Here is a 23,452-nt window from a genome sequence, read left to right on the forward strand (position 1 = left end):
GAGTCTCAGACGACGGTCGCGTTGCCGAAGATCATCCGCAGATCGGCGATCGACGACGAGGTCAGTGCGCGTCGGGGCAGACCGAGCGACCGCAGTTCGTCGGCGATCGGATGCGTCCCCAACCGTAGGGTCGCGCCGCCGAACCGGGTGCGCACGCCGCTCGGATTCATCTCCCAGGTCGTGCAGCGGGTGACGTCGTCGATGTGCGAGTAGGCGGCGAGCGAGGCTGCAAGGCCGTTGCCCGGCACCGGAAATCCGGGCGCCACCGCCAGTTCGGCGATCAGCACTCCGTCGGCGGAGACCGAACCGCGCTTGGTGCTGCTGTCGTGGTCGGTGTCGAAGTCGGCGAGGGTCTTCGGGAAACCCCAAATGCCGCGTCCCGCCGCAAGAGTGAAGTCGCCGTCGACGGGCAGATGGTGGATGAGCGCACCGGCCTGCCCGCCGACCAGGCTCCGCCAGTCGCCGACGATGCCGTCGCCGCGGTTGTGATGGTTGCGGACGAGGAAGCACACCCCGAACTCGTTGTACGGGCCGAGGTCCCCGTCGACGTAGTCCACGAAGACGAGCGTGCAGATCCCGTGGCCCGGGCGGTACTGCAGGATCTCGAGCCCGGTGCGGGCGACGAGTTCCTGCGCGGGGCGCACGGGAACCGAGAACATCCCCAGGAACGCCGTGGCCGTTCGGACCTGCACGGGCATGGTGACCGGCTTGCCCAGCACCACATGCGTGGTCGTCTCGCTCATCGCTGCCTTCCGGAAGTCGGACGTGCGTACCCCGACAATGAGAACACGTTCCAGTTCCGGGGGGAAGGGACTAGGAAGGAGCGCCGATGTTCATCTCGTCGGGATGCGCGCCCACCCGCGTGCCGTCGTCGAGCGTGTCGAGTTCGCTGAGGTCGAGCTCGTCGAGTTCGAAGTCGAAGACGTCGATGTTCTGGGAGATGCGCTGCTCGTGCACCGACTTCGGGATGACGATCAGCCCGTTCTGCAGATGCCAGCGGATCAGCACCTGCGCGGCCGACTTGCTGTGACGATCGGCGATGCGGGTGACGATCGGGTCGACGAGCAGGGTGTTCGGCTTCGAGTTCGGACCCCACCCCGAGTTGCTCGTGCCACCGAGCGGGCTCCACGACTCGACGGCGATGCCGTGCTCGGACGCGAACCGGCGGATCTCCTGCTGCGGCAGGTGCGGATGCAACTCCACCTGATCCACCGCAGGCAACAACCCGCCACGATCGACGAGCAACTGCAGGTGGTGCGGTTCGAAGTTGCATACCCCGACCGCCTTCGCGCGCCCGGACTCGGCGATCTTCTCGAGGGCGTCCCAAGTGCGCAGGATCCGTTCGCGGTCCTGCAGCGGCCAGTGGATCAGGTAGAGGTCGACGTACTCGGTGCCCAGCTTCTTCAGGCTCGTGTCGAATGCCTTCAGTGCCGGCTCGTAACCCTGATCGGCGTTCCACAGCTTGGTGGTGACGAAGATGTCCTCGCGCGGCACCGACGACGCGGCGAGCGCGCGACCGACGCCTTCCTCGTTGCCGTAGGCCGCGGCCGTGTCGATGTGCCGGTAACCGGCCTCGTCGATCGCGTATCGGACCGCGTGTTCGGTCTCGTCGTTGGTGGCCTGCCAGACTCCCAGGCCCAGCTGCGGGATCGTCGTTCCGGAATTCAGCGTGATCGTGGGAGGTGTCATCTCTCCGACGTTAGCGAGCCGCCGCGGCGGGCGCGAGTGATCCCGGACGATCGGGTGCTCTCCGGCCCGCGGGCTCCGAGGACGGGTGTCGAGTTCATCCGCCGGACGCCGGGGGACGGCAGGCGAACAGCGCCGCCCACGTATCGACCTCCCGTCGGCCCGTCAGCCGCACGACCGGCAGATCGGGACATTGTGCGAGCGCGGTGAGGACGCGGTCGCGGTACCCACCGTGGGTGCGCGGTGAACTCCTCGACGTCCCCGCCACGAGGACGCGGCGGGGACGCACGGGGAGTGGAACCGAGGAATCGAGGAGGCGCATCACCGATCTTTCGCAGGGATCGCCGCCGACGATATTGCTCAGGCCGATATTGCGCTCAGGTACTCGCGCGGTTGCCCGAACAACTGGGCGCTGCCGTGCGCCCGCTTGAAGAACAACTGCGCGTCGTGCTCCCAGGTGATCGCGATCCCGCCGTGCAGCTGCACGGCCTCCGAGGCGACCTGCTGGAAGGCCTCCGAACAGTAGATCTTCGCTGCGTACGCGTCCTGCGGATCCTGCGACAACGCAGCCGCATACGACATCGACCGCGCCGTCTCCACGAGCGCGTACATGTCGGCCATGCGGTGCTTGAGCGCCTGGAACGACCCGATCGCGCGACCGAACTGCTTGCGGTTCTTCGCATAGTCGACGGTCAGGTCGAGCACGGCCTGCGCGGCGCCCACCTGCTCGGCCGACAGGGCGATCGCCGCGGACGCCCGCAACCGGTCGACGAGATCGTCGGACGACGCCAGGCGACGACCGGTCACCGCCGAGAACGACACCTCCGCGAGGGAACGCGTGGGATCCATCGTGGGCACGCGGCGTCGCGACACCCCGTCGGTCTCCGGGTCGATTTCGAACAGGCCGACCGTGTCGCCGTCGGTGGCGAGCACGAGCAGGGTGGACGCGATGTCGCCGCCGAGCACGTAGTGCGCGGTTCCGGTCAGCACGTCGCCCTCGGCGCTCACGCCGGGACGCTGCCAGCCGGCGGCCGACGCCCAGCACACTGCGACGACCTCGCCGGCCGCGATGCCGGGGAGCAGACGCGCCGCCGCGTCGGCATCACCGGACAGCAGCACGGTCTGCGCCGCGAGCACCGCCGACCCCAGGAACGGCGACGGCGTGAGGGTGCGGCCGAGTTCCTCAAGGACCACGTGGGTCTCGACCCACGAGGCGCCCACACCGTCGTACTCCTCCGGAACGGCGAGGGCCGCGACCCCGACCTGTTCGACGAGCATCGTCCACAGTTCGTCGTCGTACCCGCTGCCGGTGGTGATCGCCCGCCTCACGGCAGCCGAATCGGAGTGCTTGGCGAGCAGGGTGCGTACCGAGTCCCGCAGTGCGGCACGATCTTCCGTCTCGAACGTCATGACGCCTCGCTCTCGAGTGCCGCGACCACGCGTGCCCGGTGCTCGTCGGGGGTGCCCCACGCGGTGACGAGCGCGCGGACCTTCGTGATCCACAGCGACAGATCGTATTCCTGGGTGTAGCCGATCGCGCCGTGCACCTGCAGTGCCGTGCGCGCGGCGAGATAGGCGGCGTCGCCGCACGCGACCTTGGCCGCCGAGACGTCCCGGGACGCGGTGGACAGCTCGTCGCGGACGGCGATGGCCGCACCGTGCAGCAGCGGACGTGCCATCTCCAGCGCAACCGCCACCTCGGCGAGATGGTGCTTGACCGCCTGGAAGGAGCCGATCGCGCGGCCGAACTGCTTGCGCTGCTGCGCGTACTCGACGGTGGTGTCGAGCAGAGTCCGGCCCAGGCCTTGGAGCTGAGCTGCAGACGCGAGGACACCGATGTCGAAAGCCGCAGCGGTATCTGTGGATCCGAGCGACTCGCCGACGGTGAGCGAGGCAAGCGTGCGCGACCGGTCGACCGACTCGCGCGTGTCCCCGGCGGTGCCCATCGAGACGGTGCCGTCGGCGACGTGCAGCGCGAGGTCGGCGACGTGCGCGTCGACCGCGTACGGCGCGTGGGGGAGCATCGCGACGGTGGCGAGCGATCCGGCGGCAAGCGGGCCGAGACGCTCGGGTGCCACGGCGGCGAGCAGAACCGGTGCCACCGCGACGGTTTCGACCACCGGACCGGGCACAGCGTGGCGACCGAGCTGTTCGACGGCGACGACGAGATCGACCGCGTCGGCCCCGAGGCCGTCGTGCTCCTCGGCAACGAGCAGACCGTTGACGCCGGTCTCGGCCAGTCGCTCCCACACCTGCAGACCCGGTGCCGTGTCGCCGCTGTTCCACGCACGGATCACCTGCGGCATATCCGACTTGGTGAGCAGGGCGTCGATACTGGACGCGAAGTCCTCATGGGACTCGTCGAGTGCGAATCTCATCGATCACCCCTCGGAAGGCCGAGCAGCCGCTCGGCAATGACGTTCTTCTGGATTTCGTTGGTACCGGCGTAGATCGGGCCCGACAGCGAGAACAGGTAACCCTCGGTCCAGCCGTCGACGAGTTCGGCGTCCGCACCCTGCAGGTCGAGCGCCGTCTCATGCGCGGCGATGTCCCACTCGGACCAGAACACCTTGTTGATCGACGATTCGGCGCCGAGCTGTCCGCCCGCGGTCAGGCGCGTGACGGTCGCCCAGGTCGACAGCTCGTAGGCGCGCGCCCCGATCCACGCGTCGGCGACGCGGTTGCGCAGCGCGGTGTCGCCGTGGAGATCGGACTCGCCGTAGGCGCGCAGCAGCCGGTCGGTGGCCGCCAGGAATCGGCCCGGCGCACGCAGCGACAGACCGCGCTCGTTGGAGGCGGTGCTCATCGCGACCCGCCATCCTTCGTTCACCGCACCGATCACACCGGACTCACCGGGACGCTCCGGGTCGTCGGGGACGAAGACGTCCTCGAGGAAGATCTCTGCGAAGCCCGGCTCACCGTCGAGCTGCGGGATCGGTCGCACGGTGACGCCCTCGGCCCGCAGGTCGAACATGAAGTAGGTGATGCCCTTGTGCCGCTGGGCCTCCGGGTCGGAGCGAAACAGACCGAAACCCATGTCGGCATAGGACGCCCGCGAGCTCCAGGTCTTCTGGCCGTTGAGCAGCCAGCCGCCGTCGACCTTCGTGGCGGTCGAGCGCAGCGACGCGAGGTCGGAGCCGGACTCGGGTTCCGACCAGGCCTGGGCCCAGATGTCGTCGGCCCGGGCCATGCGCGGCATGATGCGGGCGAGCTGTTCGGGGTGGGCATGCTCGAACAGGGTGGGTGCGAGCAGGAAGATACCGTTCTGGCTCACCCGGCCGGGCGCACCGGCGCGGTAGTACTCCTCCTCGAACACGACCCACTGCTCGAGGGTCGCGTCGCGGCCGCCGAGTTCCTCGGGCCAGGAGACGACCGACAGGCGTGCATCGGCGAGGGTCCGTTCCCACTGCCGGTGTTCCTCGAAGCCCTCGGCCGTGTCCATCGACTCGAGCGGCGTCGTGGGGACGTTCTCGGCGAGGAAGGCGCGTACCTCGTCGCGGAACGCGAGGGTGGCGTCGTCGAGCTGCAGATCCACTACTTCGCTCCTTCCACCGGACGAGCGCTCGCGGCCATCGACTTGGCGTTCATGCCGCCGAGCGAGTCGGCGCCGACCTCGGCGTTGTGCGCGTGCGCGAAGTGGTGCAGGCCGAAGACCGAGTCCATGCCGTTGCGCATGCCCATCTGGTCCTCGCACTGGTTGACGGCGCGCTTGGTGAGCGCGAGCCCGAAGCGGGGCATCTCCGCGATGCGGGCGGCGAGGGCGAGGGTCTCGTTCTCGAGTTCCTCACGCGGCACGACGCGGCTGACCATGCCCACCTCGTAGGCGCGCTGGGCACTGAAACGATCACCGGTGTAGAGGATCTCCTTCGCGAAGCGCGTTCCGAGGATCCACGGGTGCGCGAAGTACTCGACACCCGGGATGCCCATGCGGACCACGGGATCGGAGAAGAAGGCATCCTCGGACGCGACGATCAGGTCGCACACCCACGCCAGCATGAGACCACCGGCGATGCAGGCGCCCTGCACCGACGCGATGGTGGGCTTGGGGATCTCGCGCCAGCGGCGGCACATCCCCAGGTAGACCTCCATCTCACGGGCGTAGCGCTGGTCGCCGCCGGGCTTGTCGACGTGATCCCACCACATCACGGCCTTGTTGTCGTAGTGGACGTGGTGGTCGCGGCCCGGGGTGCCCAGATCGTGGCCGGCGGAGAAGTGCTTGCCGTTGCCGGCCAGCACGATCACCTTGACCTCGTCGTCCTCGACGGCCCTCTCGAAGGCGGCGTCGAGCGCGTAGGTCATGACCGAGTTCTGGGCGTTGCGGTAATCGGGTCGGTTGAGAGTGACGATCGCGACGCCGTCGCGCACCTCGTAGGTGACGACATCGGGCTCGAACGGGACGGTCATGACTTCTCCTCACGCAGAACGTTCTTCAGTACCTTGCCGGACGGGTTTCGGGGCAGCGCATCGATGAACCGAACCGATCGCGGCGCTTTGAAGTTGGCGAGTTTCTCTCGGGCGTACGCGATCACGTCGTCCTCGGTGAGCGGATGTCCGTCCAGCGGGACCACGAACGCCCGGCCGACCTCACCCATGCGCTCGTCGGGGACACCGATCACCCCGACCTCGTGGACTCCAGGCAGGCGCAGCAGTGCCGCTTCGACCTCCGCCGGATAGACGTTGAATCCGCCGCTGATGTACATGTCCTTGAGACGATCGGTGATGTCGAGATAGCCGCGTTCGTCGACGGTCCCGACATCGCCGGTGTGCAGCCACCCGTCCTCGTCGATCGTCTTGGCCGTGGCCTCGGGATCGTCGAGATAACCGAGCATGACGTTCGGGCCGCGCAGCAGGATCTCGCCCTTGTCGCCGATGCGCACCTCGAACTCCGCGGTGGCGCGTCCGGACGAGGTGGAGACGGTGACGGGATCGTCGTCGGTGCGGCACATCGTCGCGACGACCGCCTCGGTCTGCCCGTAGGCGGTGAGCACCGCGTCGAAGCTCAGTTCGTTCTGCATGCGCTCGACGAGGGAGACGGGCACGGGTGCGGCGCCGGTGACGGCGATGCGCAGGTTGCTCAGGTCGTACTCGCCGCGCCGCGGGTGGTCGAGGATGGACTGGTAGATCGTCGGGGCGCCCGGGAGGACGCTGATGCGCTCGGCCGCGACCATCGCCATGACCTTCTCTACGTCGAAGGTCGCGAGGGGGATGACGGTGGAGCCCTCGAGCAGTGCGGCGACGAAGCCGGCCTTGTACCCGAAGCTGTGGAAGAACGGGTTGATGATCAGGTAGTTGTCGTCGATCGTCAGTTCGGCGCACTCGGCCCACGCCTGCGCGACACCGATGCACTGACGGTGGGCGCTGAGCACGCCCTTGCTGCGGCCGGTCGTGCCCGAGGTGAACAGGATGTCGGAGACGTCGTCGGGGGTCACGGCCGCGGCGCGCGCGTCGGCCTCGGTGCGGGCGGCGTCGGTGGCGGAGGACAGGAAGTCCGCCCACTCGACGACCCCGTCGATCGGCGCGTCGTTCCCGCCCAGCGGGACCCGCACGGTCGTCGGGATCGACAGTTCCGGAGCGACCTTGCACAGTTCGGTGTAGCGGTCGGTACCGAGGAAGTCGCCGACCACGACGAGGGCCTCGGGGCGGACGCGCTCGACGACGTCGGCGGCCTCGTTTCCGGTGTAGCGGGTGTTGAGGGGTACGACGACCCCGCCGGCCCAATGTGTACCCAGGGCAGCGATCACCCAGTGGAACGTGTTGGGCGACCAGATGACGACGCGCGCACCGCGTTCGACGCCGCGGGAGACGAGCGCCGCGGCGACATCGCGGACGTGGTCGCGCAGTTGTGCGAAGGTCAGCCGGGTGTCGCCATCGGCGATCGCGAGCAGGTCCGGCCAGGTGTCGGCGGCACGTACGAGTGCGGCCGGAGTGGTTCTCGGTCGTGTGTTCACAGAGCTCCCTACCTAGCAATTGCTTGGTAGGTTATCGTACGGATGTGCACGAGAGCGAGAGCCAGGAAAATGCGGAGTTCGCAGCCACCGTCCGACAGTGGCTCGGAGACAACCTGACCGGCGAATTCGCCGAGCTCAGAGGCAAGGGCGGACCCGGAAGCGAACACGAGTTCTTCGAACAGCGACTCGCGTGGGACCGGCATCTGGCCGCTGCCGGATGGACCTGCATCGGCTGGCCCACCGAGTACGGCGGGCGCGGCGCGAGCATGGATCAGCGCGTGATCTTCCACGAGGAGTACGCGAAGGCGAACGCGCCCGCGCGCGTCAACCACCTCGGTGAGGAACTGCTCGGCCCCACCCTCATCGCGTTCGGGACCGAGGAACAGAAGCAGCGCTTCCTGCCCGGGATCCGTAACGTCACCGAACTGTGGGCGCAGGGCTACTCGGAACCGGGAGCCGGCTCCGACCTCGCCAACGTCTCCACCACCGCCCGCCTCGAGGGCGACAAGTGGGTGATCAACGGTCAGAAGGTCTGGACGTCGCTCGCACACGTCGCACAATGGGCCTTCGTCGTCGCGCGGACGGAACCCGGTTCGACCCGCCATCACGGCCTGAGCTTCCTGCTCGTGCCCCTCGACCAGCCCGGCGTCACGGTGCGGCCCATTCAGCAGCTCACGGGCACCTCCGAGTTCAACGAGGTCTTCTTCGACGACGCCGTCACCGACGCCGACCTCGTCGTCGGTGCCCCCGGCGACGGGTGGAAGGTCGCGATGGGTCTGCTGACCTTCGAACGCGGCGTCTCCACCCTCGGGCAGCAGATCGGCTTCGCCCGCGAACTCGACGGCATCGTCTCCGTCGCCGAGAGCAACGGTGCGATCGACGATCCGCACCTCCGCGAACGCATCGCCCGCGCGCGGATCGAACTGCGGGTCATGCGTGCCCACGCCCTGCGCACCCTCGGCGACGCCGACCCGGGTCAGGCCTCGGTCGCGAAACTGCTGTGGGCGAACTGGCATCGCGACCTGGGGCAACTCGCCATGGACGTGCAGGGATCGTCATCGCTCGTCGGCCCCGAGCACGACCATGCCGGAAATCCCTCCGACATCACCGATCCCGAACATCTCGAGCTCGCGGAATGGCAGCGGCTGTTCCTGTTCACCCGCGCCGACACCATCTACGGCGGATCCAACGAGATCCAGCGCAACATCATCGCCGAGCGCGTGCTCGGCCTTCCCCGGGAGGCACGTCCGTGACCGCAACACCCCGTCCCGCATCCCCGCTCGCGACCCCGCCGGTCGAGACCCCCGGCCACGGACTGCTCCGCGACAAGAAGGTCGTGGTCACCGCCGCCGCCGGTACCGGCATCGGATTCGCCACCGCGCGTCGCGCGCTGCTCGAGGGCGCCGACGTGCTCGTCTCCGACTTCCACGAGCGCCGGCTCGGCGAGTCCGCGGAGAAGCTCGCGGCCGAGTTCCCCGAACAGCAGGTCGCGACGATCGTGTGCGACGTGTCGTCCACCGAACAGGTCGACGCCCTCATCACCGGCGCCGCCGACCGGCTAGGGCGCATCGACGTGCTCGTCAACAATGCCGGACTCGGTGGGGAGACGCCCGTCGTCGAGATGACCGACGAGGAATGGGATCGCGTCCTCGACATCACCCTCACCAGCACCTTCCGCGCGACCCGCGCGGCACTGCGCTACTTCCGCTCGGTCGACCACAACGGCGTGCTCGTCAACAACGCGTCGGTACTCGGCTGGCGCGCCCAGCACTCGCAGGCGCACTACGCGGCGGCGAAGGCCGGCGTCATGGCCCTGACCCGCTGCTCCGCGATCGAGGCCGCCGAATACGGCGTGCGCATCAACGCCGTCGCCCCGTCCATCGCCCGACACCCCTTCCTCGCGAAGGTCACCAGCGAGGAACTGCTCGACAACCTCGCCGCCGGTGAGGCCTACGGCCGCGCCGCCGAGGTCTGGGAGGTCGCGGCGACCATCGCGATGCTCGCGAGCGACTACACGACCTATCTGACCGGCGAGGTCGTGTCGGTCTCCTCCCAGCGCGCATGAACCCGCTCTCGGTCGGCTTGAAAGGATGTCCGTCATGACTCCCTCACGCGACGACACCTCCAGCAAGTCCGGACGCCGCGCGGAACTGCTCGACATCGCAGCCGACCTGTTCGCGTCGCGCGGTGTGCGGGCCACGACCGTGCGCGACATCGCCGACGCGGCTGGAATCCTCTCCGGCAGCCTCTACCACCACTTCGATTCCAAGGAGTCGATGGTGGACGAGATCCTGCGGGCCTTCCTCGACGACCTGTTCGACCGGTACCGCAAGATCGTCGCGTCGGGTCTGCCGTCCCGCAAAACCCTCGCGGCACTCGTCACCACCTCCTACGAGGCGATCGACCGGTCGCACGCCGCGGTGGCGATCTACCAGGGTGAGGCCAAGCATCTCGAGGGCGACCGCTTCGCCTACATCGGCGAACTCAACACCGAGTTCCGCGACCTGTGGGTGGGCGTGATCGAACGCGGCGTCGCGGACGGTTCGTTCCGGCCCGACGTCGACGTCGAACTGGTCTTCCGGTTCCTGCGCGACACCGTGTGGGTGGCCGTGCGCTGGTACCGGCCCGGAGGCTCCCTCAGTATCGATCAGGTTGCCCAGCAATACCTTTCCATCGTTCTCGACGGACTGTCGAACCAGAATTCTTCGTAAGGAGACATCATGACCGAGGCCTACATCGTCGACGCGGTGCGCACCCCCATCGGCAAGAAGAAGGGTGGGCTCGCGGACGTGCACCCGGCCGACCTGGGCGCGCACGTGATCAAGGCGCTCGTCGAGCGCACGGGCATCGACCCCGCCGACGTCGACGACGTGGTGTTCGGTTGCGTCGACGCCATCGGCGGCCAGGCCGGCAACATCGCCCGCACCGCGTGGCTGGCCGCCGGCTACCCGCAGCACGTGCCCGGCGTGACCGTCGACCGTCAGTGCGGGTCGAGCCAGCAGGCCCTGCACTTCGGTGCCCAGGCGATCCTCAGCGACACCGCGGATCTCATCGTCGCCGGTGGCGTGCAGAACATGACGCAGATCCCGATCTCCGCGGCCATGATCGTCGGGCAGCAGTACGGCTTCGACACCCCCTTCGGTGGGTCGAAGGGCTGGACGGAGCGCTACGGCAGCGACGAGGTGTCGCAGTTCAAGGGTGCCGAGATGATCGCCGAGAAGTGGGACCTCAGCCGCGAGGAACTCGAGAAGTGGGCGCTGCAGAGCCACGAGCGCGCCAAGGCCGCCATCGCCGAGGGACGCTTCGAGAACGAGATCGTCCCCTTCGGTGACGCCACCGTCGACGAAGGCCCGCGCGAGACCAGCCTCGAGAAGATGGCGTCGCTGCAGACCCTCGTCGAGGGCGGACGCCTGACCGCCGCCGTCGCCAGCCAGATCTCCGACGGCGCATCCGCGGTGCTGCTCGCCTCCGACGAGGCCGTGAAGAAGTACGGCCTGAAGCCCCGCGCGCGCATCCACCACCTCAGCGCCCGCGGCGACGACCCGATCTTCATGCTCACCGCCCCGATCCCCGCCACGCAGTACGCCCTCGAGAAGGCCGGCCTGACGATCGACGACATCGACCTCATCGAGATCAACGAGGCCTTCGCGCCCGTCGTCCTGGCGTGGATCAAGGAGATCGGCGCAGACCCGTCGAAGGTCAACGTCAACGGCGGCGCGATCGCCCTCGGCCACCCGCTCGGCGCGACCGGCACCAAGCTGATGGCGACGCTGCTCAACGAGCTCGAGCGCACCGGTGGTCGCTACGGCCTGCTCACCATCTGCGAGGGTGGCGGGACCGCCAACGCGACCATCATCGAACGCGTCTGACCCACCCCCTTCACATCCGCGCGCCCGTTCGTCATCCGCTGCTGCGATCGCCGCAGCGGACGGACAGCGGGCGCGCGGAAGCGAACGTATGGTCCGGTCCGGAGGTGACGTCTACCCTCGAAGCATGTGCCGGAACATCACGGAGCTGCGGGGGCTCGAGCCGGCTGCGACCGCCTAGGAGATCGAAGCGGCCGCACGGCAGTACGTCCGTAAGGTCAGCGGGATCCACAAACTCTCCGACGCCACCCGGGAGCCGTTCGAACAGGCCGTCGCCGAAGTGACCGCGACGACGACGAGATTGCTCGCGGCCCTTCCCGAGCGGCGGCAACCACCGCCGTCGGTGCCGCCGCTACGTCGGCCCGAGGTGCAAGCCAGGATCGCCGCACGCGGCTGATCGATTCCGGTTCGTTCGTCGACGCGCGCGGGTAGCGTGACGCTGGTCGAGATTCGAGCACGTTCGAGGCCCGTCGCGACCTCCGCGGGTCTGCGGGCGAGCCTGGTGAGGAGCCGATATGGCTGTGGACCCGGCGCCGCCGACCAGCAGCGAGGTGGAATATCTCCGGACCGACCCCGATCTTCCACCGGTCGGTGTCGTCGACCGGACACCGATATCACCCACCGCGAGGATCGTCTTTTTCGTGCTCGCGATTCTGGGGGCGGTCGCCTGGTCGATCATCGCGCTGGTCCGCGGCGAGGAGATCAACGCGGTCTGGTTCGTCATCGCCGCCGTGTGCACCTATCTCGTCGCCTATCGCTTCTACGCGAAGTTCATCGAACGCAAGATCGTGCAGCCACGCGACGACCGTGCGACACCTGCCGAGGAACTCGAGAACGGCAAGGACTACATGCCGACGGACCGTCGGGTGTTGTTCGGCCACCACTTCGCCGCCATTGCCGGCGCGGGCCCGCTCGTCGGCCCGGTGCTCGCCGCCCAGATGGGTTATCTGCCCGGCACGATCTGGATCATCGTCGGCGTCGTCTTCGCCGGTGCGGTCCAGGACTTCCTCGTCCTGTGGATCTCCTCGCGCCGCCGCGGACGCAGCCTCGGCCAGATGGCCCGCGAGGAACTCGGGCCGATCGGCGGCGTCGCGGCGCTCATCGCGGTCTTCGTCATCATGATCATCCTGATCGCGGTGCTGGCATTGGTGGTCGTGAACGCGCTCGCCGACAGCCCGTGGGGCCTGTTCTCCATCGCGATGACCATTCCCATCGCACTGTTCATGGGCGTCTATCTGCGCTACCTGCGACCCGGCAGGGTCGCGGAGGTGTCGCTGATCGGCGTCGTTCTGCTGCTCGTCGCGATCATCGCGGGTGGCTGGGTCGCCGAGACCGACTGGGGAACGAACTGGTTCACCCTGTCCCCGGTGACGATTTCGTGGCTGATGATCGCCTACGGATTCGCGGCGTCGGTGCTGCCGGTGTGGTTGCTGCTCGCCCCGCGCGACTATCTGTCGACCTTCATGAAGGTCGGCACGATCGTCCTGCTCGCGATCGGGATCCTCGTCGCACGACCGAACCTGGAGATGCCCGACATCACGTCGTTCGCCATCGACGGTGACGGCCCGGCCTTCGCGGGGTCGCTGTTCCCGTTCCTGTTCATCACCATCGCATGTGGCGCACTGTCTGGATTCCACGCGCTCATCTCCTCGGGCACCACCCCGAAACTGCTCGAGAAGGAGAAACAGATCCGGCTGATCGGCTACGGCGGCATGCTCACCGAGTCGTTCGTCGCGATCATGGCGCTGGTCACCGCCTGCATCATCGACCAGCACCTGTACTTCACGCTCAACGCTCCGGCCGCCCTCACCGGCGGCACCCCGGAGACCGCCGCCGCCTACGTCAACGGTCTCGGGCTGGGGTCGCCCGACATCACCCCCGAACAGATCTCGGCGGCAGCCGAATCCGTCGGGGAGGAGTCGATCATCTCCCGTACCGGTGGTGCCCCGACGCTCGCGTTCGGCATGTCCCAGGTGCTCAGCGACCTGTTCGGCGGCGACAGCCTCAAATCGTTCTGGTACCACTTCGCGATCATGTTCGAGGCGCTGTTCATCCTCACCACCGTCGACGCGGGAACGCGTGTCGCGCGGTTCATGCTTTCGGACTCGCTCGGCAACTTCGGCGGTCCCGCTCGTCGCTTCAAGGATCCGTCCTGGCGTCCCGGCGCCTGGTTGTGCTCCGCGGTCGTCGTCGGCCTGTGGGGTGCGATCCTGCTGATGGGCGTCACCGACCCGCTGGGCGGCATCAACACGCTCTTCCCACTGTTCGGCATCGCCAACCAGTTGCTCGCCGCGATCGCCCTGACCGTCGTGCTCACCGTCGTCGTGAAGAAGGGACTGGTGAAGTGGGCGTGGATCCCCGGCGTGCCGTTGGTGTGGGATCTGATCGTGACCATGACGGCGTCGTGGCAGAAGATCTTCTCCGGCGACCGCGCGGTGGGGTACTGGGCCCAGCACCGAGCTTTCGTCGACGCGAAGAACTCCGGCGCAACCACATTCGGTTCGGCGAAGACTGCCGACGAGATCGATGCCGTCATCCGCAACACATTCATCCAGGGCACGTTGTCGATCGTGTTCGCAGTGCTCGTGCTCATCGTGGTCGCCGCAGGAGTAGTGGTGTGTACCAGATCGGTCCGGGCCGGAGGTATGCCCACCACCGAAACACCCGACGTGCCGTCGAAGATATTCGCGCCCGCGGGCTTCGTGCCGACCCCGGCCGAGAGGGAACTGCAGAAGGAGTGGGACGAACTGATCGCATCGGGCAAGGTCCGCGCCCCGGGCGCCGCACACACCCATGCCTCGCGGCATCGCGACGGGGACGGAGGTGGGTCGTGATCACAGCACTGCGTCGGGCGTGGTGGTGGATCGGTGCCGTCATGGGCGACCACGACTACGCGAGGTACGTCGAACTGCACCGCCGGCAGCATCCGGATCGACCACCGCTGAGCGAACGCGACTACTGGCGTGAGCGGCACGCTGCAACGGATGCGAACCCGGGAAGCCGATGCTGTTGAGCGGGGAGATCGGGCATGACGCCGTACGAATCGATCCGCGTCGAGACGCGCGATCGGGTAACGACTGTGATCATGGCCCGATCCTCGACACCGATCACGCGATCAGGCCCCGCTCGCGCGCCGCGACCACTGCGGCGGTGCGATTGTCCACGTCCAATTTGGTGAAAGCGTGCACCAGATGGGATTTCACGGTTGCCTCGCTGACGAAGAGCTGTTTGGCGATCGCGCGATTGGACAACCCTTCGGCGACCAGCGACAGCACTTCGATTTCGCGGGCGCTGAGGTCGGTGCGGGGCTGCTGCATGCGGCGGTAAAGGCGCTGGGCCACGTCCGGGTCCAGGACGGTCTCCCCACGGGCCGCCGCGAACACCGATTCGATCAGCACTTTCGGGTCGGTGTCCTTGAGGAGGTAGCCTGCCGCACCGGCTTCGACCGCGCGCAGAATGTCCGCGTCCGTGTCGTAGGTGGTGAGTACGACGACCCTCGGCGGATCGGCCGCCGTCAGGATCCGGGCGGTCGCCTGCGCCCCGTCGATCCCCGATCCCAGACGCAGATCCATCAGCACCACATCGGGTTTCGCGGCCGCCGCCGAAGCCACGGCTTCCTCACCCGACGATGCTTCGGCCACCACCACGATGTCATCGTGCGACGCCAGCAACGCGCGTAGTCCCGCCCGTACCACCGGGTGATCGTCGACGAGCAGTACACGTACCGCACTCATGCGACCCGCCCGACCGGAAGGGTTGCGGCAACCGCGGTTCCGTCTCCGGGTGCCGATTCCACGACGAGTGTGCCACCCAGTTCGGCCAGTCGTTCCCTCATCGACCGTAAGCCGAATCCACCGTCCTGACGTTGATCGAAGCCGATACCGTCGTCGACGATATCGAGCCGTACTTCGTCGGATGCGTAGCTCAATGTCACCCGTACCCGACGCGCCCGCGAATGCAACCGCACGTTGGCGAGAGCACTCTGGGCGACGCGGAGCAAGGCGACGTCGCAGTCCGTCACCAGCGGGATCGGATCGCTGTCGGTGAGCAGGTCACCGGTGATCCCGGTCTGCTGTTCGAGTTGGTCGAGCAGGCGCCGCAACGCGGATTCGAGCGGTGCGGACTCGAGCGCAACCGGCGCGAGCGCGTCGACCACCCGGCGGGCCTCGATCAGATTCTGCTGCGCGGTGTCCGCGATCTGCGCGAAGATCGCCGCGGAATTGTCGGGAGCGCGCTGCCCGGCTCGAGAGAGCAGCAGAATGGACGAAAATCCTTGCGCCAGAGTGTCGTGGATGTCACGCGCGAGGCGGGAACGTTCGGTCAGTGCGCCCGCTTCCCGTTGCAGCGCGACCAATTCGTCCTGCGCCCCGAGCAACTCTCGGTGCGCCTCGGTGAGTTCGTCCACCAACTGCTGTCGCTGCGCGGACTGCCGCACCAACTGTTGATAGACGACGGCCATTCCGGCGGCAGCTGCCGCCCCGAACACCGGTCCGAGAATCGAGGCAACCGTGTTCGTGGTGCCGTGCCACAGCGTCGCTGCGATCGCTATCGCGGTCAGCATGATCGTCACCGTCAACGCGACCGGAGTGGAGAACAGGGGAAAGCACAAGAAAAACAGGGCGAACGCTAACCAGACGAAGTTGACATCCGCCACCACGAGAGCCAGCCAGCCCAGCCCGAGCGCCGCGAACCAGATCTGCCCCGATCGGCGCTGTACCGGCTCCCCGTTCTCGAAGCCCTCACGCCGCGCGAACCAGATCCCGAAGAGATACCACCCGGCTACCACGACAGCGAACGCGACGATCGGAACGGGATGAGCACTGTCGGTAACCGTGCGCACGACACCCACCGCGAGGAGCAGGAAGAACAGCAGATGGGCGCCGAATTGCATGGCGCGTAGCACCGGCACGGCCCCGCCCGAGTGAGACCCATCGGAATTCCGCATTTCGCCCACTCTAATACCGCACTATGCCGTCGACCGCACCGATCGAAGATCTCCAACTTTCGATGGATCAGCGAACCCAACCAATGCGCGATGCCGGGAATGCTCCCTTGCACGACGCTGAGATGCATGTTCCTCGCTTTCCGTGATCTCCGATTCGCCAAAGGTCGCTTTACGCTGATGACCTCGGCCCTGTTCCTCATTTCGCTGATGGTGGTCATGCTGTCGGGGCTGACCTCCGGACTGGGTAATCGGTCCATCGCTGCGATCGAGAACATCGGCGCCGACCACTTCGCATTCGGTGCTCCCCCCGATGGCCGCTCGGTCTCGTTCGCCGAGTCGACCGTGACGACGCGGCAGTATGCGGAACTTGCGGAGGCCGACGGTGTCGATGCTGCGTCGATCATCGGGGTGGCGCCCGCTCGGATCAGCGTCGACGGTCGAGAAGTCGCCGCTTCTGCGTTCGGCGTCGACGGGCATTCTTTCGCCGCTCCGGTCGTGCTCGGTGCCGGCTCGGTAGCCGTGGACGCCGACCTCGCCAATGACAACGGATGGACGAACGGAACCCGGATTTCGATGAGCGGAAAGGTATTCACCATCACCGCTCTGGTCGACGACTCGTTCTACAGTCATCAGCCCGTGGTCTGGATGGACCACGACGCATGGATGTCACTGCCGTCGGCCGGTGGCAGTGACGGCACCGTCGTTGCATTGCGTACCTCCGCAGGGTTCGACGCCGATTCTGTCGGTGAGGCGACCGGGACGGCCGTCACCGACGGCCGCGGCGCGCTGAACGCGATCGGGTCGTACACCTCCGAGCGTGGATCGCTGCTGTTGATGCAGACGATGCTGATGATCGTCAGCGCCTTGGTCGTCGGGGCCTTCTTCACGGTATGGACCATCCAGCGCGGCCAGGACCTCGCTGTGCTCAAGGCTGTCGGTGCCTCCACCCGCTATCTGCTCCAGGACGCACTCGGGCAGAGCTCGATCGTGCTGGTACTCGGATCCGGACTTGGAACCCTGGCCGCAGCCGGTCTCGGAACGGCAGCCTCGCAGTCGGTTCCGTTCTCGCTCACGATGTCCACCACCGTGGTTCCGTTCCTCGCCCTCGTTGCGACGGGCATGATCGGCGCGGCTGCTTCCCTGGTCCGTATCGCCAAGGTCGACCCGCTCGCTGCCCTTGCAGCCGCTCGATGAGTCATCTACCGAGAACGAAGGACTTCGACATGAGTATCTGCTTACGCAACATCGTCCTCAGCTATCCCGACGGTGACGGGCATCGACGCGTCCTCGACGACGTGGATTTCGAGGTCAGACGCGGCGAATTCGTGGCTGTGACCGGTCCGTCCGGGTCCGGCAAATCGAGCCTGCTCGCTGTCGCCGGCCTTCTCATCACCCCCGATTCGGGTCGTGTCGTTATCGACGGCAGCGACATGACGGGACTGGACCGTGACGAGCGCACGACCGTGCGACGCGAGAAGCTCGGATTCGTGTTCCAGCAGTCGAACCTGCTGCCCTCGTTGACCGCAGTCGAACAACTGCAGATGATGTCCCATCTCGCGGGCGACTCGGTCCGCGAGAGTCGTGCCCGTGCCACGGACCTGTTGTGTTCATTGGGTCTCGACGGGCACCTGGACCGGCGTCCCCACCAACTGTCGGGAGGGCAACGGCAACGGGTTGCGATCGCGCGAGGACTGATGAACGACCCCTCGGTGTTGCTCGTCGACGAGCCCACCTCGGCCCTCGACGAGAACCGCAGCCGCGAGGTCGTGGCCCTGCTCGCCGATCTGAGCCGGGATCGGGATGTGGCGATCGTGATGGTCACTCACGACCTGAGCCGGCTGACTCTCGTCGACCGCGCCTGTGCCGTGCGCAACGGGACACTGATACCCCTGCCTGGCTCCGTGCCGAGCGCAATTCACTGAAACAGCGGCGAACTGTTGTCACGCGGTATCGGGAATCTTCCTGACCGGGCCATGGCTTGGGCTTCGGCGGAGTGGGGTCGATTTTCCGGACCGCGGGAGGCATCGTGAACGACCCAGCGCCTGTGTCCGGCGACGCGCGGCGGAGTCTGCGCACGTCGGAACCGATCGAGACCGGTGTTGTTGTCGATTTCTCGCGGAAACTCGACAACAACACCGGTCTCGATCTGCTGGGAATCGGAATCAGGCGGCGGGACGCCCCTGATCGCGCAGGGCGGAGAGGGCGTCGATGCGCTCGACTGCCTCGGCGACGATGCGGTCGATCAGTTCCTGGCAGCTCGGCAGGTCGTCGAGCATGCCGACGACCTGGCCCGAGGCGAGCACACCGGCTTCGGTGTTGCCTTCCACGAGACCGGCCTTGAGGAGCATGGGGGTGTTGGCGGCCATGATGATCTGCTGCCAGGTGCGGTCGCTCGCCTTCTTCATGGCGAGGCCGTCCTTGACGATGGTCGACCACTTCATGCCCGTCATCGACTTGAACTTCGTCGCGTTCCGCGCGGCCGCGAGCAGTCCCTTCGCGTAGGTGGACTTCTCGAGGCTGTTCACCAGGTCGGTGTTCAGGACCCGGTGCGGCATGCCGTCGACCTTGAGTGACACCGTGGTGTCCTGCAGTCCCCGCGAAAGGTACTGCTGCTTCACCGAATCGGGAACAGCACTGTCGCTCGTGAGCAGGAACCGAGTGCCCATCGCGATGCCGGCCGCGCCGTAGGACAGCGCGGCCGCGAGCCCACGACCGTCGAAGAAGCCACCGGCGGCGACGACGGGGATGTCGACGGCGTCGAGGACGCTCGGCAGCAGCAGGGTTGTCGCGACGGGACCGGTGTGGCCACCGCCCTCGCCGCCCTGCACGATCACCGCGTCGGCGCCCCACGAGGCGACCTTCACGGCGTGCTTGGCAGCACCGATCGACGGCACGACGACGATGCCGTGATCCTTGAGCTTGGCGATCAGCTCCTTCTTCGGTGCGAGGGCGAACGACGCGACCTTGACCTTCTCGCGGATCAGCAGGTCGATGCGCTCACCGGCGTCCGAGGCGTCGGCGCGGATGTTGACGCCGAACGGCTTGCCGGTCAGCGACTTGGTCTTCGCGACCGCCGCTTCGAGTTCGGCGTAGGTCATCGTCGCCGAGGCGAGGATGCCGAGACCACCGGCGTTCGACGTCGCGGCGGTCAGGCGGGGACCGGAGACCCAGCCCATGCCCGTCTGAACGATCGGGTGCTCGATCCCCACCAGGTCGGTCAGGGCGGTGCGCAGGACGGTCACAGCGAGACCTCGCGGTCGCGCAGACCCTTGGGGTCGATCACCTCGCGGATCAGACGCAGTTCCTCGAAGGTCGGCTCGCGGGTCACGCCCGCCTCGTCCAGGCCGGCGACCTCGAAGGAGGTGTTCTCCGCGACGGTGGACGCCTCGACACCCGGGTGCAACGAGAGCGCCCGGAAGGTGTGGTCGGGACCGCCGAAGTCGAAGACACCGAGGTTGGTGACGACCCGCGCGATGTCCAGGAAGCGGTACGCCGGGTTCTCGGGATCGACCTTGTCGTATCCGACACCCGAGACGATATCGACCGTGTCGACGAAGACGCGCGAGGAGTGCTTGCCGACCCAGTAGCTGGTCGCGTGGTTGATCGTGTTGCCGGGAGCGCCGCGCACACCGAACATCTGGCGTGTCGGCTGCTGGAGTGGACCGAAGGCCGAAAGGTTCTGGTTGCCGTACCGGTCGATCTGGTTGGCGCCCATCACCACGTGGCGGCGGCCCGACGCGACGACGTCGAACACCTTGCGGAAGGGCATCCAGCCTTCGATCGGTGCCTTCGCGCCGAGGGCCGGGACGTCGGCGAGGATGAGTGCTTCACCGTCGGTGATCAGCAGGTCGGGCTCGGTGGTGAGCTTGGCCAGGCGTGCACCGATCTGCGGCAGTGTCGCCATCGGGCTCGCCATGATCTCGCCGGCACCCGAGAAGATGTCGGCGCATGCGATGGCGCAGTACTCGGCGCGGGTCACGGTCTCGGTGGTGGTCATGCCTGCTCCTGTGCGAACTTCTGGACTGCGGCCTGGTAGTCGTCCTCGCTGCCCGAGAGGAAGCGGTCGACGAATGCCTGCCATGCCTCGGGGTCCTTGGCGGACTCGGCGTAGTGGCGCTGGAACTTCTCGTCGCGGCCGTAGCTGTCGCCCGCGAGGGTGAAGTGCGCCCCGTTCGGTGCTTCGACGATTCCGTCGACCATCATGCGGTTGAGCAGGAGCTGCTGCAGCGGAACCTCTTTCACGAGCTGCTCGGTCTCGACGATCTTCTCGACGGAGACGTAGCGACGTTCGGCGGCCATGCAGTAGAGGTCGTCGAAGTAGGGGTCCACGCCCTGGTAACCGGAGTTGCCGTGCTTGTCGCCGATGTTGAGGTGCACGAACGACGCGTCGAGGTTCAGCGCCGGCATGGCGATGAGGGTCTCGGTGCCGTCCGGTCCGGGATACGGCGAGGTGACGGTCTTCAGTTCACCCTCCCAGAAGTCGACCACGGCCGAACCCAGGCCCGCGCGGAGGGGCAGGAACGGCAGGCGCGCGGCGGCGGCTTCCAGGCCGCACTTGATCATGCCCTCGTCCATCTCACGGGCGATGATCTCGCCGCCCGTGCGGGCCTTGGAGAACCACGGGTCGTAGAACGGTGCCGAGTCGAGCGAGACGAATCCGTAGTACGCCTTCTTCACCTTGCCCGCCGAACACAGCAGGCCCAGATCGGGACCGCCGTAGGTGACGACGGTCAGATCCTTCACGTCCGAACGGAGGATGGCCCGCACGAGGGCCATGGGCTTGCGGCGCGATCCCCAGCCGCCGAGGCCGATGGTCATTCCGCTGCGCAGCTCGCCGACCACGTCGTCGAGCGACATTCTCTTGTCACGCATGGTGTTCCGAACTCCTGGTGGTGTGAGGCGTCAGCTGTTGCTGCGCGGCTTTCCTGTTGCGACGAACTCGTCGCGGTGCTCGTCGGCGATGCCGGCGAGATTCAACTCGAAGGTGAAGCCCTGCTCGAGGCGGTAGCTCGTCTTCACGTCGACGGGGTCGATGCGGTTGATGGCTTCCTTCGCACGGCGGATGACGCGGGTGTCCTTCGCGGCGATCATCTCGGCGACCTCGCGTGCGGCGGCGTCGAGTTCGCTGCGCGGCACGACCTTGTACACCGAGCCGAAGTGCTCGAGCTGCTGCGCGGTGACGTTCTGCGCCGTGTAGTAGAGGGTGCGCATCATGTGCTGGGGGACGAGGCGCGCGAGATGCGTTGCGGCGCCCAGTGCACCGCGGTCGACCTCGGGCAGGCCGAAGACGGCGTCGTCGGAGGCGACGATGACGTCCGCGTTGCCGACGAGGCCGATGCCGCCTCCGACGCAGAAGCCGTTGACGGCGACGATGACCGGTACCTCGCAGTCGTAGACGGCGGCGAATGCCGCGGCACACCCGTGGTTGGCGGCGATCAGGGCGTCGAACCCTTCGGTGGCCTGCATTTCCTTGATGTCCACACCCGCGTTGAAGCCTCTGCCCTCGGCGCGCAGGATCACCGCGTGGGTGTCGAGACTGCGCCCGGCCGTGGTCACGGCCTCGGCCAGGTCGAACCAGGCCTGTGAGGGGAGAGCGTTCACGGGCGGGAAGTCGACGGTGACCGTGGTGATACCGGCGCTGTCGGAGGTCGAGGTGATGCCCATGGCATGTTCCTAACGTCTGTACCGAACCAAGCGATTGCTTGGTAAGTTAGCACAGGATAGCCGCCGGACCCAGAGGGTCGAAGGGCCGTAGGGTTGAAGTACGACCGATCATCGAGGAGAGAAGATGCCCGAAGCAGTAATCGTGTCCGCAGTACGGTCGCCGATCGGGCGAGCACGCAAGGGCTCGCTCGCGTCGATCCGCCCGGACGACCTGGCGACCCAGATGGTCGCTGCAGCGCTCGCGAAGGTCCCCGATCTCGATCCCACCGAGATCGACGACCTCATGCTCGGCTGCGGCCAGCCCGCCGGACAGTCCGGCTTCAACATCGCCCGCGTGGTCGCGGTGCAACTCGGCTACGACTTCCTTCCCGGCGTGACCGTCAACCGGTACTGCTCGTCGTCGCTGCAGACCACCCGCATGGCGCTGCACGCCATCAAGGCCGGCGAGGGCGACGTGTTCGTCTCCGCCGGCGTCGAATCGGTGTCGAGCTTCGTGACCGGCAACGCCGACGGTCTGCCCGACACCAAGAACCCGCTGTTCGACGACGCCCAGGCGCGTACCGCCAAGCTCGCCGAAGGCGGAGTGTCGTGGACCGACCCGCGCACCGAGGGTCTGCTCCCCGACGTCTACGTCGCGATGGGACAGACCGCCGAGAACGTCGCGTCCCACACCGGCATCTCGCGCGAGGACCAGGACCGCTGGGGCGTGCGCTCGCACAACCGCGCCGAGGAAGCCATCAAGAGCGGCTTCTTCGAGCGGGAGATCACTCCGGTGACCCTCGCCGACGGCACGGTCGTCAGCACCGACGACGGTCCGCGTCCGGGCACCAACTACGAGGCCGTCAGTCAGCTCAAGCCGGTCTTCCGCCCGGACGGCACGGTGACCGCCGGCAACGCGTGCCCGCTCAACGACGGTGCGGCCGCTCTGGTGATCATGTCCGACACGAAGGCGAAGGAACTCGGACTGACCCCGCTCGCGCGCATCGTCTCCACCGGTGTCTCGGGCTTGTCGCCGGAGATCATGGGTCTCGGACCGATCGACGCGACCCGCAAGGCTCTCGCCAACGCGAACATGGGCATCGACGACATCGACCTGTTCGAGATCAACGAGGCGTTCGCCGTGCAGGTGCTCGGTTCGGCGCGTGAGCTGAAGATCGACGAGGACAAGCTCAACGTCTCGGGCGGTGCGATCGCGCTCGGTCACCCCTTCGGGATGACCGGTGCCCGCATCACCGCGACACTCATCAACAACCTGCAGACCCACGACAAGCAGTTCGGCGTCGAGACGATGTGCGTCGGTGGGGGTCAGGGCATGGCGATGGTGCTCGAACGCCTCAGCTGAG

The 23,452-nt window shown here is 67.2% G+C and carries 23 protein-coding genes; 10 read left to right on the plus strand and 13 right to left on the minus strand.

Features of this window, described 5'->3' with window-relative positions:
- Positions 1-5 precede the first annotated feature (5 nt).
- The 7 genes from KXC42_RS02535 to KXC42_RS02565 all read right to left on the minus strand — a co-directional run bounded on the left by KXC42_RS02535 (position 6) and on the right by KXC42_RS02565 (position 7,634).
- The gene (locus KXC42_RS02535) at positions 6-743 is read right to left on the minus strand and encodes an acetoacetate decarboxylase family protein (RefSeq protein ID WP_219129888.1); all 738 of its coding nucleotides are present in this window, start codon (positions 741-743) and stop codon (positions 6-8) included.
- 70 nt (positions 744-813) lie between these two features.
- On the minus strand, positions 814-1,689 hold the full coding sequence (locus KXC42_RS02540) for an aldo/keto reductase (protein ID WP_019290148.1): 876 nt from the start codon (positions 1,687-1,689) through the stop codon (positions 814-816).
- A 357-nt stretch (positions 1,690-2,046) separates the two neighbouring features.
- Positions 2,047-3,096 carry an acyl-CoA dehydrogenase family protein gene (locus KXC42_RS02545; protein ID WP_219129889.1) on the minus strand — a complete coding sequence of 350 codons (1,050 nt, stop codon included), beginning with the start codon at positions 3,094-3,096 and terminating at the stop codon, positions 2,047-2,049.
- Positions 3,093-4,064, minus strand: a complete 972-nt coding sequence (locus KXC42_RS02550) for an acyl-CoA dehydrogenase family protein (protein WP_064061674.1) — start codon at positions 4,062-4,064, stop codon at positions 3,093-3,095. Before KXC42_RS02550 ends, KXC42_RS02545 begins: the two co-directional genes overlap by 4 nt.
- Positions 4,061-5,221, minus strand: coding sequence for an acyl-CoA dehydrogenase family protein (locus tag KXC42_RS02555; protein WP_219129890.1), 1,161 nt, complete (start codon positions 5,219-5,221; stop codon positions 4,061-4,063). The genes KXC42_RS02550 and KXC42_RS02555 overlap by 4 nt, the downstream gene beginning before the upstream one ends.
- A complete protein-coding gene (locus KXC42_RS02560) occupies positions 5,221-6,090 on the minus strand; it encodes an enoyl-CoA hydratase (RefSeq protein WP_019290144.1) in 870 nt (289 codons plus the stop codon). The genes KXC42_RS02555 and KXC42_RS02560 overlap by 1 nt, the downstream gene beginning before the upstream one ends.
- Positions 6,087-7,634, minus strand: a complete 1,548-nt coding sequence (locus tag KXC42_RS02565) for a FadD3 family acyl-CoA ligase (protein WP_219129891.1) — start codon at positions 7,632-7,634, stop codon at positions 6,087-6,089. The genes KXC42_RS02560 and KXC42_RS02565 overlap by 4 nt, the downstream gene beginning before the upstream one ends.
- A 44-nt stretch (positions 7,635-7,678) precedes the next feature.
- On the opposite strand from KXC42_RS02565, the gene KXC42_RS02570 reads away from it, so the two are divergent.
- The 7 genes from KXC42_RS02570 to KXC42_RS02600 all read left to right on the plus strand — a co-directional run bounded on the left by KXC42_RS02570 (position 7,679) and on the right by KXC42_RS02600 (position 14,513).
- Positions 7,679-8,887: an acyl-CoA dehydrogenase family protein gene (locus KXC42_RS02570; RefSeq protein WP_219129892.1), complete on the plus strand. Its 1,209-nt coding sequence runs from the start codon at positions 7,679-7,681 to the stop codon at positions 8,885-8,887.
- On the plus strand, positions 8,884-9,699 hold the full coding sequence (locus KXC42_RS02575) for an SDR family oxidoreductase (protein ID WP_006550429.1): 816 nt from the start codon (positions 8,884-8,886) through the stop codon (positions 9,697-9,699). The genes KXC42_RS02570 and KXC42_RS02575 overlap by 4 nt, the downstream gene beginning before the upstream one ends.
- Before the next feature lie 34 nt (positions 9,700-9,733).
- A complete protein-coding gene (locus KXC42_RS02580) occupies positions 9,734-10,345 on the plus strand; it encodes a TetR/AcrR family transcriptional regulator (protein WP_006550428.1) in 612 nt (203 codons plus the stop codon).
- A 9-nt stretch (positions 10,346-10,354) separates the two neighbouring features.
- Positions 10,355-11,503 carry an acetyl-CoA C-acetyltransferase gene (locus tag KXC42_RS02585; RefSeq protein WP_033096893.1) on the plus strand — a complete coding sequence of 383 codons (1,149 nt, stop codon included), beginning with the start codon at positions 10,355-10,357 and terminating at the stop codon, positions 11,501-11,503.
- A 181-nt stretch (positions 11,504-11,684) separates the two neighbouring features.
- Entirely contained in the window at positions 11,685-11,897 is a 213-nt protein-coding gene (locus tag KXC42_RS02590) for a DUF2277 domain-containing protein (RefSeq protein ID WP_257606148.1), read from the plus strand.
- Between the two features lie 118 nt (positions 11,898-12,015).
- On the plus strand, positions 12,016-14,334 hold the full coding sequence (locus tag KXC42_RS02595; protein WP_039583867.1) for a carbon starvation CstA family protein: 2,319 nt from the start codon (positions 12,016-12,018) through the stop codon (positions 14,332-14,334).
- Positions 14,331-14,513 (plus strand): YbdD/YjiX family protein, encoded by a 183-nt coding sequence (locus KXC42_RS02600; protein ID WP_219129893.1) that lies wholly within the window; start codon positions 14,331-14,333, stop codon positions 14,511-14,513. The genes KXC42_RS02595 and KXC42_RS02600 overlap by 4 nt, the downstream gene beginning before the upstream one ends.
- Before the next feature lie 94 nt (positions 14,514-14,607).
- Here the strand turns inward: KXC42_RS02600 and KXC42_RS02605 are convergent, their stop codons facing one another.
- Together KXC42_RS02605 and KXC42_RS02610 are read right to left on the minus strand one after the other, a co-directional pair.
- Entirely contained in the window at positions 14,608-15,234 is a 627-nt protein-coding gene (locus tag KXC42_RS02605; protein WP_039583869.1) for a response regulator transcription factor, read from the minus strand.
- Positions 15,231-16,445 carry a sensor histidine kinase gene (locus tag KXC42_RS02610; RefSeq protein WP_200359349.1) on the minus strand — a complete coding sequence of 405 codons (1,215 nt, stop codon included), beginning with the start codon at positions 16,443-16,445 and terminating at the stop codon, positions 15,231-15,233. Before KXC42_RS02610 ends, KXC42_RS02605 begins: the two co-directional genes overlap by 4 nt.
- 126 nt (positions 16,446-16,571) lie before the next feature.
- Between KXC42_RS02610 and KXC42_RS02615 the strand changes: the two genes are divergently transcribed.
- The gene (locus KXC42_RS02615; RefSeq protein WP_200360153.1) at positions 16,572-17,639 is read left to right on the plus strand and encodes an ABC transporter permease; all 1,068 of its coding nucleotides are present in this window, start codon (positions 16,572-16,574) and stop codon (positions 17,637-17,639) included.
- A 29-nt stretch (positions 17,640-17,668) separates the two neighbouring features.
- A complete protein-coding gene (locus KXC42_RS02620) occupies positions 17,669-18,367 on the plus strand; it encodes an ABC transporter ATP-binding protein (RefSeq protein ID WP_019290135.1) in 699 nt (232 codons plus the stop codon).
- Positions 18,368-18,607: 240 nt separating this feature from the next.
- Here the strand turns inward: KXC42_RS02620 and KXC42_RS02625 are convergent, their stop codons facing one another.
- From KXC42_RS02625 to echA20, 4 genes are read right to left on the minus strand one after another with little or no spacing between them, the layout of a single operon-like run.
- Positions 18,608-19,687, minus strand: coding sequence for a nitronate monooxygenase family protein (locus tag KXC42_RS02625; RefSeq protein WP_006550419.1), 1,080 nt, complete (start codon positions 19,685-19,687; stop codon positions 18,608-18,610).
- On the minus strand, positions 19,684-20,442 hold the full coding sequence (gene ipdB, locus KXC42_RS02630) for a cholesterol ring-cleaving hydrolase subunit IpdB (protein ID WP_024102905.1): 759 nt from the start codon (positions 20,440-20,442) through the stop codon (positions 19,684-19,686). The genes KXC42_RS02625 and ipdB overlap by 4 nt, the downstream gene beginning before the upstream one ends.
- Entirely contained in the window at positions 20,439-21,317 is an 879-nt protein-coding gene (locus KXC42_RS02635; protein ID WP_024102906.1) for a CoA transferase subunit A, read from the minus strand. The genes ipdB and KXC42_RS02635 overlap by 4 nt, the downstream gene beginning before the upstream one ends.
- A gap of 30 nt (positions 21,318-21,347) precedes the next feature.
- Positions 21,348-22,109, minus strand: a complete 762-nt coding sequence (echA20, locus tag KXC42_RS02640; protein ID WP_024102907.1) for a (7aS)-7a-methyl-1,5-dioxo-2,3,5,6,7,7a-hexahydro-1H-indene-carboxyl-CoA hydrolase — start codon at positions 22,107-22,109, stop codon at positions 21,348-21,350.
- Between the two features lie 124 nt (positions 22,110-22,233).
- On the opposite strand from echA20, the gene KXC42_RS02645 reads away from it, so the two are divergent.
- Positions 22,234-23,451 carry an acetyl-CoA C-acetyltransferase gene (locus KXC42_RS02645; protein ID WP_219129894.1) on the plus strand — a complete coding sequence of 406 codons (1,218 nt, stop codon included), beginning with the start codon at positions 22,234-22,236 and terminating at the stop codon, positions 23,449-23,451.
- The last annotated feature ends 1 nt before the right edge of the window (position 23,452 follow it).

Source organism: Rhodococcus sp. LW-XY12 (assembly GCF_019317345.1).
Taxonomy (GTDB): Bacteria; Actinomycetota; Actinomycetes; order Mycobacteriales; family Mycobacteriaceae; genus Rhodococcus; species Rhodococcus pyridinivorans.